Here is a 17455-nt window from a genome sequence, read left to right as displayed (position 1 = left end):
TTAAGCGATTGCCCGTTTGCGCGAATTTGGATGGTCTTTCATGAAATTACAGCAGCTTCGCTATATCGTTGAAGTGGTAAACCACAACCTCAATGTCTCCTCAACCGCAGAAGGTCTTTACACCTCCCAGCCAGGCATCAGTAAGCAAGTTCGCATGCTGGAAGATGAACTGGGGATCCAGATCTTTGCCCGCAGTGGTAAACACCTCACTCAGGTGACGCCAGCCGGACAGGAGATCATCCGTATTGCCCGGGAAGTTCTCTCTAAAGTGGATGCCATTAAATCCGTGGCGGGGGAGCACACCTGGCCGGATAAAGGCTCGCTCTATGTTGCGACCACCCACACGCAGGCGCGTTACGCTCTACCCAACGTCATTAAGGGATTCATCGAACGTTATCCTCGGGTCTCGTTACATATGCATCAGGGATCGCCAACGCAAATTGCGGAAGCTGTCTCCAAAGGCAATGCGGATTTTGCTATCGCGACCGAAGCACTGCATCTCTATGACGACCTGGTGATGCTGCCATGCTACCACTGGAATCGCTCGATTGTGGTTACCCCCGACCATCCGCTGGCCGGTAAGCCATCGGTGTCGATTGAAGAATTGGCACAATACCCGCTGGTCACTTACACCTTTGGTTTTACCGGACGCTCTGAGCTGGATACCGCGTTCAACCGGGCTGGGCTATCGCCGCGAATCGTCTTTACGGCGACCGATGCTGACGTTATCAAAACCTATGTGCGCCTGGGGCTTGGGGTGGGGGTCATTGCCAGCATGGCTGTCGACCCGATCTCTGACCCGGATCTGGTAAAACTGGATGCGCAGGAAATTTTCAGCCATAGCACGACTAAGATCGGCTTTCGCCGCAGCACGTTTTTGCGCAGCTATATGTATGATTTCATTCAGCGCTTTGCGCCGCATCTGACGCGTGATGTGGTTGATGCCGCCGTGGCGTTACGTTCGAATGAAGATATTGAGGCGATGTTTAAGGACATTAAACTTCCGGAAAAATAATGATTAGCGGGGTAGCCTTTTATAGTAAAAGGAGCCCCTTAACCTTCCCTAAGTCGAATTACCGTTATCATTCTCTTATTTTCAGCTCATACTTTTGCCTGATTGATTTTCCCTCCTGTTTCTTAATCTGGCGTAAATTTGCGACAAACATAGAAACTAAATTGCCCCCGCGCAAATTTTTCACTTCAATAATTTATTTGCGGTCAAAAGATTAAATATTCTTTGAACAGGTTGCGTAAATTCACTAGCTTTTCGACTAAAGTTTCTTTAGGATTTATCTCATCCATGATTAATTGTACCGATTGTTGGTGCCTGAAATGATAAGTGATGTCGATTGTACGAGGTTAGCAATGCCATCAGGAAGCGAAGAACCGCAAAGGGACCCGCAGCTCAAGCGTAAAGCGTGGCTGGCGGTATTTCTGGGTTCTGCCGTCTTTTGGGTCGTGGTAGCGTTAATTATCTGGAAATTCTGGGGTTAAAATGGCTGTAACAGGTCGCTCTGAGCCAGTGAAGCAAGTGTGTCATCCGCATGACAAACCACAAGCAGCGAAACCGCAAGCTTCAACTACGGTACCGGCGTCCTGGAAATTGACGCCACAGCAACAGGCGTTTATTGACACCTTCGCGGAAGACGAAGTGCCAAAACAATAATTATTATCATTAGAAGTTATGAGGAAATTATCTCGTCACTCTGATGTGTACTTGTGTACTACTAAATAAATACACCACAGCAATAATAAATTGCGTATCAACGCATCTTTAATGAATACATTCTCTGGTGTGTATATGATGAATAATCGTCGTTCTGTTAAATACTGGTCATGGGTGAGCGCGTTTTCTTTTTCCCTGTTGTTTTGGGGGGAGCTCATCCGGATATGGTTGTTCTAATCAATGAAAACCTCGCCCAGGCGAGGTTTTTTGCTTTTACTCTCCAGCACTTGCCCGCATGACATCAAGATTTAGCCTTTTGAGTTGTTATAAAAACGTTACGACATGTTTGTGTTATCTTTAATACAGACCCTGATAAGCATCAGGGTTTCGCTATCCCTGTTATTAAGGAGGAGCTTATGTCGTCAACCCTACGCGAAGCCAGTAAGGACACGTTGCAGGCAGAGAATAAAACGTATCACTACTACAGCTTGCCGCTGGCCGCAAAGGAACTTGGGGATATTGCGCGTCTACCCAAGTCGCTAAAAGTGTTACTCGAAAATCTCCTGCGCTGGCAGGATGACGATTCTGTCACAGAAGAAGATATACGAGCCCTGGCGGGATGGCTGAAAACAGCCCATGCCGATCGTGAAATCGCTTACCGTCCCGCCCGCGTTTTGATGCAAGACTTTACCGGCGTACCCGCCGTGGTCGATCTTGCCGCCATGCGTGAAGCGGTTAAACGCCTCGGTGGCGATACTGCTAAAGTGAATCCCCTTTCCCCGGTTGACCTCGTCATTGACCACTCTGTCACTGTCGATCATTTTGGTGACGACGACGCTTTCGAGGAGAATGTTCGCCTTGAAATGGAGCGTAATCACGAGCGCTATGTTTTTCTACGCTGGGGACAACAGGCGTTCAGCCGTTTTAGTGTCGTACCGCCGGGTACCGGAATTTGCCACCAGGTCAATCTGGAATATCTGGGCAAAGCGGTATGGAGTGAATTACAGGACAAAGAGTGGGTTGCTTATCCTGACACCCTGGTAGGAACCGACTCACATACCACGATGATCAACGGTCTCGGCGTGCTGGGATGGGGCGTCGGGGGAATTGAAGCCGAAGCGGCTATGCTGGGCCAGCCCGTCTCGATGCTGATTCCTGATGTGGTGGGGTTCAAACTGAGCGGTAAATTACGTGAGGGGATCACCGCCACTGACCTCGTGTTGACCGTAACCCAAATGCTGCGCAAGCATGGCGTAGTAGGAAAATTCGTCGAATTTTACGGCGACGGTCTGGATTCGCTGCCTCTGGCTGACCGGGCGACGATCGCCAATATGGCGCCAGAATATGGCGCAACCTGCGGCTTTTTCCCTATTGATGGCGTGACACTGGAATACATGCGTCTCAGTGGACGCAGCGAAGAGCAAGTTCTCCTGGTTGAAGCCTACGCTAAAGCGCAGGGGATGTGGCGTAACCCGGGCGACGAGCCCGTCTTCACCAGTACGCTTGAACTGAATATGGATGATGTTGAAGCCAGCCTTGCCGGGCCGAAACGTCCTCAGGACCGTGTGGCTCTGGGTGATGTGCCGAAAGCCTTTGCTGCCAGCTCTGAACTTGAACTCAACACCGCCCAGAAAGACCGCAAGCCAGTAGAATACGTCTTCAAAGGTGAAAAACATGAGTTGCCTGACGGCGCTGTCGTGATCTCCGCGATTACCTCATGTACCAACACCTCGAATCCCAGCGTCCTGATGGCTGCCGGTTTGCTGGCAAAAAATGCCGTGAAGGCTGGTTTAAAACGTCAGCCATGGGTGAAAGCCTCACTGGCGCCAGGCTCTAAAGTGGTGTCTGATTATCTTGCTCAGGCGAAATTGACACCTTATCTCGATGAGTTGGGATTCAACCTGGTAGGATACGGTTGTACCACCTGTATCGGGAACTCGGGGCCACTGCCCGAACCTATCGAACAGGCTATCAGGCAGGGGGATCTGACGGTTGGCGCGGTGCTGTCGGGTAACCGGAACTTCGAAGGGCGCATCCATCCGCTGGTGAAGACCAACTGGCTGGCATCACCGCCTCTGGTGGTGGCCTATGCGCTGGCGGGTAACATGAACATTAATCTGGCCACGGATCCGTTGGGTCATGATCGTAAAGGTGATCCGGTCTATCTGAAAGATATCTGGCCGTCCAGCCAGGAGATCGCCCGTGCCGTCGAGCAAGTCTCCACCGATATGTTCCGCAAAGAATACGCGGAAGTGTTTGAAGGGACGCAGGAATGGAAAGCCATTGAGGTGGAAAGCTCGGACACCTTCGGCTGGCAGAATGATTCTACCTATATTCGTCTCTCCCCGTTCTTTGAGGATATGGGCGCGATTCCGAAACCGGTTGAGGATATTCACGGCGCACGTATTCTGGCCATGCTTGGCGATTCCGTCACTACCGACCATATCTCGCCAGCGGGTAGCATTAAAGCCGATAGCCCCGCAGGTCGTTATCTGCAAAGCCATGGGGTAGAGCGGCGGGACTTCAACTCTTATGGCTCGCGTCGTGGCAACCATGAAGTCATGATGCGCGGAACGTTTGCAAATATCCGCATTCGTAACGAAATGGTTCCCGGTGTGGAAGGAGGAATGACCCGTTATTTACCGGGAGAAGAAGTGGTTGCTATCTATGATGCAGCAATGCGCTATCAGCAGCAGGGGACGCCGCTTGCGGTCATTGCCGGTAAAGAGTACGGTTCCGGTTCCAGTCGCGACTGGGCGGCAAAAGGTCCGCGCCTGTTGGGTGTGCGGGTGGTGATTGCGGAATCTTTTGAACGTATCCACCGCTCAAACCTGATTGGGATGGGCATTTTACCGCTGGAGTTTCCGCAAGGCGCAACGCGTAAAACACTGGGACTGACCGGGGAAGAGAAACTGGATATCGCCGGGCTTAATCAGCTCAAACCTGGTGCAACCATTCCGATGACATTAACCCGTGCAGACGGTACGCAAGAGACGGTGAATTGTCGTTGTCGTATCGATACTTCAACAGAGCTGACCTACTACCAGAATGACGGCATCCTGCACTATGTGATCCGCAATATGCTGCATTAAACGGTGGTGATGCCGGGTAGCAGCGTGACCGTTACCCGGCATAGTCAGCACTACTCGCTCAGCAGGTGTCCCATTTTCGCGGCTTTGGTATCGAGGTAGTGGGCATTTTTCGGATTGCGTCCGACAATCAGCGGCACACGTTCCACGATATTGATACCGGCTTCGGTGAGGATCTCGACTTTGAGCGGGTTATTGGTCAACAGACGCACTTCATCCACGCCCAGCAGTTTGAACATATCAGCACACAGGGTGAAGTCACGCTCATCGGCGGCAAATCCTAACTGATGGTTTGCTTCGACGGTGTCATAGCCCTGATCCTGGAGCGCATAGGCGCGAATCTTATTGAGCAGCCCGATATTGCGACCTTCCTGGCGGTGGTAAAGCAACACGCCACGGCCTTCTTCGGCAATATGCGTTAATGCCGCTTCAAGCTGGAAACCGCAATCGCAGCGTAAGCTGAACAGCGCGTCACCCGTAAGGCATTCCGAATGGACCCGCGCCAGAACCGGTAACTGCCCGGAAATATCTCCATAGACAAGCGCAACATGATCCTGTCCGGTTGCCAGTTCTTCAAAACCCACCATCAGGAAATCGCCCCATGGGGTTGGCAGTTTGGCTTCTGCCACACGTTTAAGCTGCATGTGATTCTCCAGATTTATGCTGGCCGTCAGACAACTGGCCTTTTGTATCTCTTTATTTTGCCACAACGCGCTTTACATCACTAACCACCTCCTGACGCATTGCTGTTAAAACGCACAAATCTGGCACTTTTCCCGAAAATGTTATTTATCAGTTATGATTGTGAAGCCACAGATCAAAGGAGAAGCGATGTTTTCTATTGCAAAGCGCACGACAGTCGGTGCGGGAATACTGTTAATCATGCCTGTCGCCGTATGGATATCCGGCTGGCGCTGGGAGCCGGGTGAAAACGGTGCGTGGCTGCGCGCAATGTACTGGATGACGGAGACCGTAACTCAGCCCTGGGGCATTATTACGCATGTGATTCTCTGCGGCTGGTTTTTGTGGTGTCTGCGTTTTCGATTAAAAGCCGCGCTTGTGCTGTTTGCTATTCTGGGCTGCGCGATCCTTGCAGGCCAGGGCGTTAAATCCTGGGTGAAAGAGCGGGTGCAGGAACCCCGGCCATTTGTGGTCTGGCTTGAAAAAACACATAATATTCAGTCCGATGAATTTTACAGTCTCAAACGTAAAGCGCGTAGCCGACTAGTGGAAACACAATTGATCAATCAGACGGACATTCCCGTGTTTTTACGTAAACACTGGCAAAACGAAACGGGGTTTGCGTTCCCATCAGGCCATACTATGTTTGCCGCCAGTTGGGCGCTTCTGGGGGTCGGTTTGCTTTGGCCACGTCGTCGTACCTGGACCATTGTCGTGCTGCTGGCGTGGGCAACAAGTGTAATGGGCAGCCGATTAGTGCTGGGGATGCACTGGCCTCGTGATCTGGTCGTCGCGACCCTCATCTCCTGGATACTGGTAACGATCGCTTCCTGGCTTGCGCAACGTCTTTGTGGACCGCTGACTCCCCCCGTCGAAGAGAAGCAGGAAATCGCAGAAAGAGAGCAGGAAAGTTGAAATTCTGCGTTTAGACCCTAAATCAGTATGAGGTGTTACGCATTTCCGTTTCGCGTCCGACGCTAAAATGGTAGTTTATAAGGCTGGATGCAGTCAGTTGAACATAACTTATTCGCTCACAACCACATAACGGGAAGTAATGTGAAATATTTACTCATTTTCTTATTGGTGCTGGCGATTTTTGTCGTTTCGGTCACGCTTGGTGCACAAAACGATCAGCAGGTGACCTTCAATTATCTGCTTGCCCAGGGCGAATATCGCATTTCGACGTTGCTGGCTATCCTTTTTGCCGCCGGTTTTGTCATTGGCTGGCTGATTTGTGGCCTGTTCTGGTTGCGCGTACGCGTTTCTCTCGCGCGTGCGGAGCGGAAAATTAAACGTCTTGAGCATCAACTCGCGCCTGCTACCACGGCTGCTGTGAATCCCGGTACGCCGGTAGTAAAGGAATAATCGTATATGTTGGAGTTGTTGTTTCTGTTGTTACCTGTTGCGGCTGCATACGGCTGGTACATGGGGCGCAGAAATGCTCAACAAACTAAGCAGGACGAGGCAAACCGGCTATCGCGTGATTACGTAGCCGGGATGAACCTGCTTCTGAGCAACCAACAAGACAAGGCGGTGGACCTGTTCCTCGACATGCTCAAAGAGGATACCGGCACTGTCGAAGCCCATCTTACCCTCGGAAACCTGTTCCGTTCGCGCGGCGAAGTCGATCGCGCGATCCGCATTCACCAGACCCTGATGGAAAGCGCGTCGCTCTCTTATGACCAGCGATTACTTGCCGTACAGCAACTGGGCCGTGATTATATGGCCGCAGGGATGTATGACCGCGCGGAAGATATGTTCAATCAACTGGTTGATGAGACCGATTTCCGTATCAGTGCACTCCAGCAGCTACTGCAGATTTATCAGGCTACCAGTGACTGGCAGAAAGCCATCGATGTCGCGGAGCGGCTGGTGAAGTTGGGTAAAGATAAACAGCGAGGCGAAATTGCCCATTTTTACTGTGAACTGGCGTTACAGCAAATGGGTAATGACGATATGGACAGGGCGATGGCCTTGCTGAAAAAAGGTGCTGCCGCCGACCGCGATAGCCCGCGCGTGTCGATCATGACGGGACGCGTGTTTATGGCGAAAGGGGAATACGCTAAAGCAGTAGAGAGCCTTTTACGTGTTATCGATCAGGATAAGGAACTGGTCAGCGAAACGCTGGAAATGCTGCAAGTGTGCTATCAGCATCTGGGTAAGCAAGATGAATGGGCTGCGTTCCTCCAGCGCTGTGTTGAAGAGAATACGGGCGCAACAGCGGAATTGATGCTGGCGGAAATCATGGAGAGCCGCGAAGGGCAGGATCCTGCCCAACTGTACGTCACGCGACAATTGCAGCGCCATCCGACGATGCGCGTTTTTCACAAGTTAATGGATTACCATCTGAACGAAGCGGAAGAAGGCCGTGCTAAAGAGAGCCTGATGGTGCTGCGCGATATGGTGGGTGAGCAAATTCGCAGCAAGCCGCGTTATCGCTGCCATAAATGCGGTTTTACTGCCTTTACCATGTACTGGCATTGTCCGTCATGCCGTGCCTGGTCGACCGTCAAGCCTATCCGTGGTCTCGACGGGCAGTAGTTTTTAAAAAAATCTTTTTTAGTTACAACATACTAATTATGGGTTCACTACGCATACCTGACCTCCGCATAAATATCGCCTGGCAGTGGGTGAATGGAACCTGTCAATTCCGCTTTAGCACAGGTAGAATGCTCGCCGTTTATTATTCGCGCCTGAGCGGGTGCCCTCATCAAAGAAGGTCTCATCATGACGTCTACTGCTTCATCTATTTCCCGCGCGTTAACTTCTTCTCCGGTCGTGGTTGCGCTTGACTACGATAACCGTGATAAGGCCCTGGCCTTTGTCGATCGTATCGATCCCCGTGATTGCAGGCTGAAAGTCGGCAAAGAGATGTTCACACTGTTTGGCCCGCAACTGGTTCGCGATCTGCAAGAACGCGGTTTTGACGTGTTCCTGGACTTAAAATTTCATGACATCCCGAATACGGCAGCGCATGCGGTAAAAGCAGCAGCAGATTTAGGCGTGTGGATGGTAAACGTACATGCTTCTGGTGGCGCGCGTATGATGACTGCTGCCAAAGAAGCGCTGGTTCCTTTCGGTAATGATGCACCGCTTCTCATTGCGGTAACGGTACTCACCAGTATGGAAACCAGCGATCTGCAAGGGCTGGGGATTAACGCAACCCCTGCCGAATACGCAGAACGTCTGGCGGGCTTGACTCAGCAATGTGGTCTGGATGGCGTAGTCTGCTCTGCACAAGAGGCGGTGCGATTTAAAGCCGCTTTTGGTCAACAATTTAAGCTGGTGACACCCGGTATTCGCCCGCAGGGCAGTGAGGTGGGCGATCAACGGCGTATTATGACCCCGGAACAGGCGCTGGCGGTCGGTGTAGACTATATGGTCATTGGTCGCCCGGTGACGCAATCTGCAAATCCGGCACAGACACTGCGCGATATTAATGTCTCTCTTGGCCTGGGGGTATGATGAGCGATAATAATAGCCGTCTGGTCTATTCCACCGAAACCGGACGCATCAATGAAGAAAAAGCTCCTGTTGAGCGCGCCAAAGGCGATGGTGTTGTACGCATACAGCGTCAGACCAGCGGCCGCAAAGGGAAAGGGGTATGCCTGATCACAGGTGTTGAAGGTGATGATGCTGTGCTTGCGACCCTGGCGGCAGAACTTAAAAAGAAATGCGGCTGCGGTGGCTCAGTAAAAGATGGTGTCATTGAAATTCAGGGCGACAAGCGCGATTTGCTTAAATCGCTACTGGAAGCGAAAGGCATGAAAGTTAAACTGGCAGGCGGGTAAAATTACTGCCAAAGAGAAAAGCCGCGATAATTATCGCGGCTTTTTTACACTGCGTATTCAGACCTGAAAGAAAGTATCTTTTATTCTGTTTTAAGTGCCGTGATGAAATGAATTATTTACCAACCTGGTGACCGATAATACCACCAACCGCCGCGCCACCCAGTGTACCCAGTGTGCTACCATCCGTTAAGACAGCACCACCCAAAGCACCCGCGCCGGCACCGATTGCGGTATTACGATCGCGTTTAGACCAGTGACCGCATGCGCTCAGAGACATCGCCAGGGTTACAGCCAGCAGAGCAGCTGCCATTTTTTTGCTTGTTAACATCATCATACTTTCTCCTGAATAGTTGATTCACGGAAAGTGTTCTCTTTAAGTATAGTGCCTGTCGCCCGTCCTAAAGACTTTCCGTTAAACCTTGTGGCGCAGGTGTTACTAAATTCACGCGTGTGATAGTCACGTCCTGTTATATCGCTGAATATAATTTTACGTCTGAACATCTTTACCGGCAGGGTAAATAGTCTTAATTGGCGGGTCGGAATAGTCTCAGATATGAAGGAGATAGCCCGGCTGAGCGGGCTGTTTCTATTAAAGCAAGGCGGCTGTGTTGACGATATCGACGATAAGGCCTGATTCCTGCAACTGGCGCTGAGCATCAGCGGGAATACTGGCGTCAGTGATCACGCGGTTAAAGCGACTGCCCACGCCCAGTGTGTACGGATGCACTGCGCCAAATTTTGAACTATCTGTCAGGACAATGGCTTCACTGCCTTTTTCCAGCACGGCGTTAACCACGTCAGAGCGCATCATATCTCTGCCAGTAAAACCGGTGTCAGGTAGCCACCCATCAATGCCAATAAATGCCTTGCTGAAATGCACTTGCTGAACATATTGCCGGGTGAGGGGGCCGACAACACTTTCACTTTTCTTCTGGTAAATACCGCCCAGCAGAATAACGTCGCACAGCGCATCTTTAAGCAAGTGCGCGATATAGCTACTGACGGTGATAATGGTGATGCCAGATTGCTCACCCAGGCGGCGGGCCAGCAGAGCATTGCAGCTACCGTTTTCGATGAAAACCGTTTCGCCGTCACTCACCAACGACGCGGCGTAATCTGCCAGCTCCCGCTTCACGGTGTAGTTATTCATCATGCGCGTTTCGACGTCATCGCTATCCAGCGGCACGGCAAAACCATGCGTACGACGCAGGTAACTCTGTTTTTCAAGGGTATTGAGGTCCTGTCGGATGGTCACTTCGGAAACGCCTGTCATTTTTGACAGATCCGAAACGCTCATCCGTCCCTTATCAATTACCGTTTGCAGTATTAGTTGTTGTCGGGAATTCATAGCCACTACTTTCAGAGTCGTTACGTCTATTAATAAAAAGCTATAACGGCGCCATGTTCCTGTGGTCCGCTATCGCGAGAGGGGTATCAGTCAGACTTCCCAGGGTGTTTTAGGGTTGCCGGCAGACGCGGATTTATCCGCATTATCGAGGTGCTGTAATTCAGCCTTCAGAATTTCCAGGTTACGAATGGCGGATTGGTAGTCGCCCGCAACCAGAATATCCAGCACGGTATCAAGCCGTCCCGTCAGTTGCTTTACATCAATGTCGGCCATGTCTTCACCTTTATGTTTGAAAATTAACACATTGAATGATGCAGAAAATAGTTTAAAAAGAGAAGGGGAAAAGCGAAATCTCAAAATATTATAAGTACTAATTATATATTCATTAAGTTACATACAGCTAAGGTTGCTGCTGGATTAGTCTTGCTCTGCGCACACCGCGCTTTTTTTACCGGAGGAGTAAGTCTATGACAGTTATCAACCAGGCTACGTGTAAACTTTTTACGGATAATGAACGTTTTACGCAACTTTCGGGTTACTACGAAGAAGAGCGTCGCACAGTATGGATGATGTTGCGCGCTCAGCCACGACCCTGCTTTAACCATGTGTTAATCGAAGAGATCATGAACATCTCCTGGCTTGTCCGACAAGCGGGATTTGCCGTGGACTTTTGGGTAACGGGCTCGCTGGTTCCCGGTATGTACAATGCGGGGGGCGATCTGAATTTTTTTGTGGAATGTATTCAAAATGGTCGCCGGGAAGCGCTGCGTGCGTATGCTCGTGCTTGTGTCGATTGCGTACATGCGGCGTCGCGCGGGTTTGATACTGGCGCAATTACGCTGGCCATGGTCGAAGGTAGTGCGTTAGGCGGCGGTTTTGAAGCGGCGCTGGCGCACCATTTTTTACTGGCGCAACGCGATGCTCGCCTCGGTTTTCCGGAAATTGCCTTTAACTTGTTCCCGGGTATGGGGGGGTATTCGCTGGTGGCCCGGCGCTCAGGGATGAAGCTGGCGGAGGAGCTCATTTATAAAGGCGAATCCCACACCGCGGAATGGTATGCGCAGCATGGGCTGGTGGATCAGCTTTTTGAACCCGGGCAAAGCTATCTGGCTGTTCGTACGTTTATCGATACGCTGCAACCCCGGCTCAATGGCGTCCGCGCGATGTTACGAGCGCGTCAGCGCGTGATGCAACTGCCTCGAAGTGAGCTCATGGACATTACCGAAGACTGGGTTGATGCCGCCTTCTGCCTGCAACCTAAAGACGTGGCCTATATGGAACGTCTGGTGCAATTACAGAACCGGCATTCGTCCACCAGTTTAAGTAAAGCCAGTTAGCGCTTTTTTCGCGCCTGATAGCGCTTATACCATCGCTCGAATACGGCTGCGGGCATGGGTTTAGCAAATAAGAATCCCTGCCGTTCGTTGACGCCGTTCTTGGTAAGGAAGGCGTCTTCTTTCGCGTTTTCAACCCCTTCCGCAATTACCTGCAAGTTCAGCGCCTGTGCTACCGCAACAATCGCCCGCACCAGCGACTGCGAGACAGATTGTTTATGGATATCCTTAACGAAGGATTGATCAAGTTTTATCGCATCGATAGGGAAACGCGCCAGTTGCGACAGGGAAGAGTAACCGGTGCCAAAGTCGTCGAGATGTACCTGTGAGCCCAGGTCGCTGAACTGTTGAATGACTGACAGCGCCAGATCCTCGTTTTCAATCAGGCAACTTTCTGTCAATTCAACGTCGATAGGGCAATATTCGAAATTCAGATCATGCAAAGCCTGTTTCAAATCGCTGAATATCGACTGGTCCGCCAGCTGTCGCGCTGAAACGTTTACCGCCACACGCAAATTGATGCCCTTATCGCGCCATTTCGCGACCTGACGCACGACATCCAGCATAACCCAGCGTCCCAGCGGAACGATCAGCCCCGACTCTTCTGCATACGCAATAAAATCCTGTGGCGGGATTAACCCGCGCTCCGGCGATTGCCATCGGACCAGCGCTTCAAGGCTTCGCACTTCGCCGCGCCAGGTCACTTTGGGCTGATAGTGAATGACCAGTTGGTCATTATCGAGTGCTTTACGCAGATTGGTATCGAGCCATAAATATTCGAAAACCCGCTGATTCATTTCCGGGGTGAAAACACAAAACTTTCCGCGTCCGTTTTCTTTTGCGATATACATTGCGGTATCGGCGTTGCGAATAATACTTTCGCGATCGTTACCATGCTGTGGGGCAAGGGAAATCCCCAGCGAACAACCGGTGTAAATCTCGATAAGGCCAATCCGGAAGGGCTGGCGCAGACGGGTGATTATACGAGAGGCCATCGCCTCCAGCGCGCTCTGTGACGAATCTGTCGCCAGAACGATAAATTCGTCACCGCCCAGGCGCGCAAGGGTCTGGCCTTCATCCAGACAACTTAAAATCGCCAGCGCCACGGCCTGTAAAAGTTGATCGCCGAACATATGACCATAGGCATCGTTTACTTTCTTAAAATTATCCAGGTCCAGATAAACGATACCAATTTGCGTGTCGCCACGATTATCAATCGCGTTGCTGATTAATTCGTGAATAGCATTACGATTGGGTAAACCAGTGATCGTGTCGGTATTCGCTAAAACCCGTAAACGCTCTTGTGCCCGACGCTCTTCGGTAATATCTGTACCGGAACAAATAAGGAAGATTTCGTTTTTTCCGCTGCCGCTATGGACAAATTTATTACGAAATAAAAACAGGCGCTGCCCTTTTCGCGTCTTAATCCAGCGTTCAACTTCATAAGACGCGCCGTTACGGAAGAATTCAGAGATATTGCGTTTAGAGGCTTCGGCCTCGTTATGGCTCATAAAGAGTTTAAAAACGTTTTGCCCAATGACCTCTTGCTCTTTTAATCCCGTATATTCTTCACAAAGTCGGTTAAAACGCTGGATATTGCCATGGCGGTCGAGGATGACGATCACAGAATTGGCTTCGGAAACAACCTGTTCGGCAAAGGAGAGACCCTGCACCAAATCCCGCGCCACGGACGACGTGTCATTCCATGCCGATGCGGTTCCGGCCCACTCGGTTTTATTAATTTTCCGGCCGACTAAATGTACAGGAACGTTATCGCCAAATAATGAAATATGCATGGTCAGGCTGGAAGTAATAACGGTCATTTGTCGTAACTGTGCTGCCTGCTCATCATTCAGTGTCACCACCTGACTTGATTCAGACTCTTCATCAGGAGCGAAATGTAACGCGTTGCTATCAGCGGTCAATCGCCAGAATGGGCTGCTGGAACCCAGGTAACGAAACAGTAAATTCTGTTCCTGATCGTCTTTCATGCTGTCTCCCAACCCACCAAAAAGCGCAACGGTTACTCATCTAATGACGGATTAACCCCCATTTATTAAGGGGTAATCAGGGATGAAGGTATTGTTTTTATTTACAATCTTATAATAGAACGGGCCCCGGACAAAAGAACAGCAGGTGCGAAAAAATGCATAAAACGCCGCAAAAATGCGCAAAGTTATTTTTATTGTGGTCGCTTTTAACGCTTTTTGTGGGGATTTGAAAAAAAATGAGGGTGTTATCGCTTTCACAAACTAATATTTGCTCCCTCGGTACGGCTGAGGGAGCAAAACAACGTGAGTTATCAGGCGGCTGGACGCGCGATAATACTCCGCGTTTCCATACGAACTTCCGCAATGGTGACATCAATAACGTCAGTCACTTTATAAACGGTTTCGCCTTTAATTTGCACAGTCCCGGTTTCCTGACTGCACACTAACTCATCGCGTACTGCATGAAGGAACGGCGCCGGGATAAAGGCAATCGCACCATTATCCACCAGACGAACACGCATGCCGCCACGGCTGATATCGATAATCTCAGCGCTAAAACGGGCCTCGGTACCTGCTTTGTTCTGCAGGAAGCGAGCATACAACCAGTCGCCGACATCGCGTTCAGCCATGCGGTTCAGACGACGACGTTCAGCCATCTGTACGGTCGCTTCCGCTTGAGGACGCGCTGCCGTTTCGCCTTTGATTACCGCTTTCAGCAGACGATGGTTAATCATGTCGCCATACTTACGAATAGGGGAAGTCCAGGTGGCATAAGCTTCGAGGCCCAGACCGAAATGTGGACCTGGATCGACGCTGATTTCCGCAAAGGACTGGAAACGGCGAATGCGACTGTCGAGGAAACCAGAAGGCTGTGCATCCAGCTCGCGGCGCAGCTTACAGAAGCCATCCAGTGTCAGCACTTCTTCCGCATCCACGTGCATACCGTGGCCTTTCAACAGCGTGGCAAGCTGTTCGCTATTTGCCGGATCAAAGCCCATATGCACGTTGTAAATACCAAAACCGAGCTTGTCGCGTAACACGCGGGCAGCGCAAATATTGGCGGCAATCATTGACTCTTCGACGATACGGTTGGCAATTCGACGCGGCTCGGCAACGATATCCAGCACTTCGCCTTTTTCGCCAAGAATAAAGCGATAATCAGGGCGGTCTTTGAAGACCAACGCATGAGTCTGACGCCATTGAGAACGTGCCAGGCATACGCGATGCAGCAGGCGAATTTGAGCGGCGATAGCGTCGTTCTGCGGCTGCCAGGAGCCGCTGTTCTCCAGCCAGTCGGAGACGTCGTCGTACACCAGCTTGGCTTTGGATGTAATGGTCGCCGCAAAGAATTCGATATTATCTTCGATAGCGCCTTGCGCATCTAAGGTCATACGGCAGGCCAGCACCGGGCGAACTTCATTGGCGCGCAGCGAACACAAGTCATCAGACAGTTCACGCGGCAGCATCGGAATGTTGAAGCCCGGCAGGTAATTGGTAAAGGCACGCACTTTGGCGATATTATCCAGCTTGCTGCCTTCTGCGATCCACGCGGTCGGATCGGCAATCGCAACGGTCAGTTGCAGTTTGCCGTCAGCGGTTTCTGTAACATACAGCGCATCATCCATATCTTCGGTGCTGGCACTGTCGATGGTGACGAAATCCAGTGCGGTTAAATCGATACGCTCAAGACCTTCATCCAGCATCGTGGTCGCTACGCCGTCAGGCGCTTCTTTTTCAAGATTATGTCGCGCCAGAGTAACCCACCATGGCACGAAATGATCGTCGCCAAAGGTGATGAACTGCGTCAGCTCAGCATAAAAACTGCGATCACCTTTGAGCGGGTGACGGCGCATTTCAGCAACTGCCCAGTCCCCGTCTTTGAAATCGTGGGTTACGCCACGTTCAGCGCGGCAAGGGATAACATCTTTAATCAACGGATGGTCAGGTACGATAGAAAGGCGATCATCTTTCTTCTGCACCCGGCCAACAAAACGGCTCAGAAACGGCTCAACCAACTCTTCCGGTTCAGCGGATTCGCGTTCCTTTTCGGTATGGATCACTGCGATGATACGATCGCCGTGCATCACTTTTTTCATCTGCGGCGGCGGAATAAAATAGCTTTTTTGCGCATCGACTTCGAGGAAACCAAAGCCTTTTTCCGTGGCTTTAACGACACCTTCCGCACGGGGTGTTTGGGAATGAAGTTGCTGTTTTAGCTGCGCTAGCAGCGGGTTGTCCTGAAACATAATTTTGTATTTTCGTGGCTGAAAGAGCGGCTGACAGTTTTACGCGAATCTGCCTGTTGCAGCAAGCGCTGTTTCTGCAAAATGCCCGTCCCTGAATCAGCATAAAGCCACGTGCTGAACCAGGGCGCTTGTACCAGAATCAGGCGACATCACCTAAGGCAATTTTCAGACGGTTTAACCAGCCGCACAATGCACACCAGATAAGTAATGCGATGGCTGACGATTCATTGATTCCATTATCTTTCAACTGCGCGAAAAGCGTCGGGCTGAAGCGATCTGGCGCACAGGTCAATATCTGGACAGCCTGCGCAATGGCGCTTTCTTTACGCCGAGTTTGCCCCAGGCGTTTGAGTGCCCGCTCACCATTGCGTACTGCTTCGGCAAGCTCATTATCACCGCTCCAGCTTTGCCACGCTTCGCTAAAGCAGTTTAGGCTGCCGTTAATTCGCGCGGTATAGAGGGTGACCAGTTGTTTGATGTCGTTGTCCACCAGCGCTGGTAACGCGCCGCTATAAATCTCGCCCAGCGCATCCAGCGAAGGGTACTCATGTGCCAGTACGGGCGCGAGAAGCTGAAAAGCAGGCAAAGGTTGCCAGTTGGCAAGGGATTCCATCTGACGTGCGCTGGCGGTGCGTAAATTTACCGGTGCAATGCCTGGCGTCCACTGCGTTTGCGCCGCGACAAACAAGGCGTACTCTGCCTCTTGCTGCATCTCCATGCCGGGGATCAAACGCACGGGCTGCCCCAGGAGCGCCTGAAAGGTGGCGATAACGCGCGCCTGAAAACCAATAAAACCGATAACCTGATCCATCAGAATAATGTCGTATTCCGTTAACCCCACTTCATCAAGCTGACGGCGGGCGCGGGCGTCGATAACCCCGGGTGATAGCGCAAGCTGGCGGGCATATTGCGTGATTTGTGCCAGGCGGCGATTACTCTCACGAGACGAGTCGGGGCCGGGAAGGGGTGCCAGGCGGGCGGCATAGTGATTACACAGCCGCTGTACACCGTATACCTGAGCGACAGTCAAAGCCGTACTCAGGCGGTCATAGCCACTGAATGTGTGCAGTCGGTTAACCGCTACGCGTTGGGGAAACAGGAATTTGTACAGTGTTCGTGCCGGCGTTAGCCAGTTGCTGCACATCTGAATTAGCCAATCCGGCAGGGTAAGGTTTAACAGAAACGGATCGTCAACAGTAGCCGCTTCGGGAACTAAGGGTAGCACCTGAGCCTGACGGGCGCTCGACTGGGTTTCATGATACCACTGGCTTTTGCCGGAAACACGGCGTTGTTCCATGGTCGTTCCTTG

The 17455-nt window shown here is 51.3% G+C and carries 18 protein-coding genes; 11 read left to right on the top strand and 7 right to left on the bottom strand.

Annotation, left to right across the window (positions count from 1 at the left end; all coding sequences use genetic code 11):
• The first annotated feature begins 40 nt into the window (after positions 1-40).
• The 5 genes from cysB (at position 41) to acnA (ending at position 4758) form a co-directional block, all read left to right on the top strand.
• A complete protein-coding gene (gene cysB / locus L2097_RS07555) occupies positions 41-1015 on the top strand; it encodes an HTH-type transcriptional regulator CysB (protein ID WP_039076931.1) in 975 nt (324 codons plus the stop codon).
• Between the two features lie 317 nt (positions 1016-1332).
• A complete protein-coding gene (locus tag L2097_RS07550; protein WP_075203587.1) occupies positions 1333-1494 on the top strand; it encodes a YmiA family putative membrane protein in 162 nt (53 codons plus the stop codon).
• A gap of 1 nt (position 1495) precedes the next feature.
• Complete coding sequence (locus L2097_RS07545) at positions 1496-1666, top strand: YciX family protein (RefSeq protein WP_167337881.1); 171 nt, start codon at positions 1496-1498, stop codon at positions 1664-1666.
• Between the two features lie 138 nt (positions 1667-1804).
• Positions 1805-1903, top strand: coding sequence for a small membrane protein YmiC (gene ymiC, locus L2097_RS07540; protein WP_327078458.1), 99 nt, complete (start codon positions 1805-1807; stop codon positions 1901-1903).
• 179 nt (positions 1904-2082) lie between these two features.
• Positions 2083-4758 (top strand): aconitate hydratase AcnA, encoded by a 2676-nt coding sequence (gene acnA, locus L2097_RS07535; RefSeq protein ID WP_250352521.1) that lies wholly within the window; start codon positions 2083-2085, stop codon positions 4756-4758.
• Between the two features lie 50 nt (positions 4759-4808).
• On the opposite strand, the gene ribA is transcribed toward acnA, so the two are convergent.
• On the bottom strand, positions 4809-5399 hold the full coding sequence (ribA, locus tag L2097_RS07530) for a GTP cyclohydrolase II (protein ID WP_047370482.1): 591 nt from the start codon (positions 5397-5399) through the stop codon (positions 4809-4811).
• 187 nt (positions 5400-5586) lie between these two features.
• On the opposite strand from ribA, the gene pgpB reads away from it, so the two are divergent.
• The 5 genes from pgpB to yciH all read left to right on the top strand — a co-directional run bounded on the left by pgpB (position 5587) and on the right by yciH (position 9227).
• Positions 5587-6351, top strand: a complete 765-nt coding sequence (pgpB, locus tag L2097_RS07525; protein ID WP_250352520.1) for a phosphatidylglycerophosphatase B — start codon at positions 5587-5589, stop codon at positions 6349-6351.
• A gap of 141 nt (positions 6352-6492) precedes the next feature.
• Positions 6493-6801 (top strand): LapA family protein, encoded by a 309-nt coding sequence (locus L2097_RS07520; protein WP_047370480.1) that lies wholly within the window; start codon positions 6493-6495, stop codon positions 6799-6801.
• 6 nt (positions 6802-6807) lie between these two features.
• Positions 6808-7977 carry a lipopolysaccharide assembly protein LapB gene (gene lapB, locus L2097_RS07515; protein WP_047370479.1) on the top strand — a complete coding sequence of 390 codons (1170 nt, stop codon included), beginning with the start codon at positions 6808-6810 and terminating at the stop codon, positions 7975-7977.
• Positions 7978-8163: 186 nt separating this feature from the next.
• A complete protein-coding gene (gene pyrF, locus L2097_RS07510) occupies positions 8164-8901 on the top strand; it encodes an orotidine-5'-phosphate decarboxylase (protein WP_250352519.1) in 738 nt (245 codons plus the stop codon).
• Positions 8901-9227: a stress response translation initiation inhibitor YciH gene (gene yciH, locus L2097_RS07505; RefSeq protein WP_047370477.1), complete on the top strand. Its 327-nt coding sequence runs from the start codon at positions 8901-8903 to the stop codon at positions 9225-9227. Before pyrF ends, yciH begins: the two co-directional genes overlap by 1 nt.
• 112 nt (positions 9228-9339) lie before the next feature.
• On the opposite strand, the gene osmB is transcribed toward yciH, so the two are convergent.
• The 3 genes from osmB to yciZ form a co-directional block, all read right to left on the bottom strand.
• Positions 9340-9558 carry an osmotically-inducible lipoprotein OsmB gene (gene osmB / locus L2097_RS07500; RefSeq protein WP_039076988.1) on the bottom strand — a complete coding sequence of 73 codons (219 nt, stop codon included), beginning with the start codon at positions 9556-9558 and terminating at the stop codon, positions 9340-9342.
• A gap of 258 nt (positions 9559-9816) precedes the next feature.
• Entirely contained in the window at positions 9817-10575 is a 759-nt protein-coding gene (gene yciT, locus L2097_RS07495; RefSeq protein WP_250352518.1) for a DNA-binding transcriptional regulator YciT, read from the bottom strand.
• Between the two features lie 90 nt (positions 10576-10665).
• Positions 10666-10848 carry a protein YciZ/DeoL gene (gene yciZ, locus L2097_RS07490; protein ID WP_047370475.1) on the bottom strand — a complete coding sequence of 61 codons (183 nt, stop codon included), beginning with the start codon at positions 10846-10848 and terminating at the stop codon, positions 10666-10668.
• A gap of 194 nt (positions 10849-11042) precedes the next feature.
• Here yciZ and L2097_RS07485 point away from each other — a divergent pair, with 194 nt between their 5' ends.
• Positions 11043-11912, top strand: coding sequence for a crotonase/enoyl-CoA hydratase family protein (locus L2097_RS07485; RefSeq protein ID WP_047370474.1), 870 nt, complete (start codon positions 11043-11045; stop codon positions 11910-11912).
• Here the strand turns inward: L2097_RS07485 and pdeR are convergent.
• The 3 genes from pdeR to L2097_RS07470 form a co-directional block, all read right to left on the bottom strand.
• Positions 11909-13900: a cyclic di-GMP phosphodiesterase gene (gene pdeR / locus L2097_RS07480; protein ID WP_250352517.1), complete on the bottom strand. Its 1992-nt coding sequence runs from the start codon at positions 13898-13900 to the stop codon at positions 11909-11911. The genes L2097_RS07485 and pdeR overlap by 4 nt on opposite strands.
• A 311-nt stretch (positions 13901-14211) precedes the next feature.
• Positions 14212-16146, bottom strand: coding sequence for an exoribonuclease II (locus L2097_RS07475; protein WP_047370472.1), 1935 nt, complete (start codon positions 16144-16146; stop codon positions 14212-14214).
• Between the two features lie 139 nt (positions 16147-16285).
• Complete coding sequence (locus L2097_RS07470; RefSeq protein WP_250352516.1) at positions 16286-17443, bottom strand: carboxymuconolactone decarboxylase family protein; 1158 nt, start codon at positions 17441-17443, stop codon at positions 16286-16288.
• Between the last annotated feature and the right edge of the window lie 12 nt (positions 17444-17455).

Origin of the sequence: Citrobacter sp. MNAZ 1397, assembly GCF_023613995.1 — a bacterium.
Taxonomy (GTDB): Bacteria; Pseudomonadota; Gammaproteobacteria; order Enterobacterales; family Enterobacteriaceae; genus Phytobacter; species Phytobacter ursingii.
The sequence above is the reverse complement of the archived record's forward strand: the minus strand, read 5'-3'. Positions and strand labels throughout refer to the sequence as shown.

What these genes read in the sequence shown, in the direction of transcription:
- cysB (WP_039076931.1), top strand. Translation starts at nt 41, where the DNA reads ATGAAATTACAGCAGCTTCGCTATATCGTTGAAGTGGTAAACCACAAC.
- L2097_RS07550 (WP_075203587.1), top strand. Translation starts at nt 1,333, where the DNA reads ATGATAAGTGATGTCGATTGTACGAGGTTAGCAATGCCATCAGGAAGC.
- L2097_RS07545 (WP_167337881.1), top strand. Translation starts at nt 1,496, where the DNA reads ATGGCTGTAACAGGTCGCTCTGAGCCAGTGAAGCAAGTGTGTCATCCG.
- ymiC (WP_327078458.1), top strand. Translation starts at nt 1,805, where the DNA reads ATGAATAATCGTCGTTCTGTTAAATACTGGTCATGGGTGAGCGCGTTT.
- acnA (WP_250352521.1), top strand. Translation starts at nt 2,083, where the DNA reads ATGTCGTCAACCCTACGCGAAGCCAGTAAGGACACGTTGCAGGCAGAG.
- ribA (WP_047370482.1), bottom strand. Translation starts at nt 5,399, where the DNA reads ATGCAGCTTAAACGTGTGGCAGAAGCCAAACTGCCAACCCCATGGGGC.
- pgpB (WP_250352520.1), top strand. Translation starts at nt 5,587, where the DNA reads ATGTTTTCTATTGCAAAGCGCACGACAGTCGGTGCGGGAATACTGTTA.
- lapB (WP_047370479.1), top strand. Translation starts at nt 6,808, where the DNA reads ATGTTGGAGTTGTTGTTTCTGTTGTTACCTGTTGCGGCTGCATACGGC.
- pyrF (WP_250352519.1), top strand. Translation starts at nt 8,164, where the DNA reads ATGACGTCTACTGCTTCATCTATTTCCCGCGCGTTAACTTCTTCTCCG.
- yciH (WP_047370477.1), top strand. Translation starts at nt 8,901, where the DNA reads ATGAGCGATAATAATAGCCGTCTGGTCTATTCCACCGAAACCGGACGC.
- osmB (WP_039076988.1), bottom strand. Translation starts at nt 9,558, where the DNA reads ATGATGTTAACAAGCAAAAAAATGGCAGCTGCTCTGCTGGCTGTAACC.
- yciT (WP_250352518.1), bottom strand. Translation starts at nt 10,575, where the DNA reads ATGAATTCCCGACAACAACTAATACTGCAAACGGTAATTGATAAGGGA.
- yciZ (WP_047370475.1), bottom strand. Translation starts at nt 10,848, where the DNA reads ATGGCCGACATTGATGTAAAGCAACTGACGGGACGGCTTGATACCGTG.
- L2097_RS07485 (WP_047370474.1), top strand. Translation starts at nt 11,043, where the DNA reads ATGACAGTTATCAACCAGGCTACGTGTAAACTTTTTACGGATAATGAA.
- pdeR (WP_250352517.1), bottom strand. Translation starts at nt 13,900, where the DNA reads ATGAAAGACGATCAGGAACAGAATTTACTGTTTCGTTACCTGGGTTCC.
- L2097_RS07475 (WP_047370472.1), bottom strand. Translation starts at nt 16,146, where the DNA reads ATGTTTCAGGACAACCCGCTGCTAGCGCAGCTAAAACAGCAACTTCAT.
- L2097_RS07470 (WP_250352516.1), bottom strand. Translation starts at nt 17,443, where the DNA reads ATGGAACAACGCCGTGTTTCCGGCAAAAGCCAGTGGTATCATGAAACC.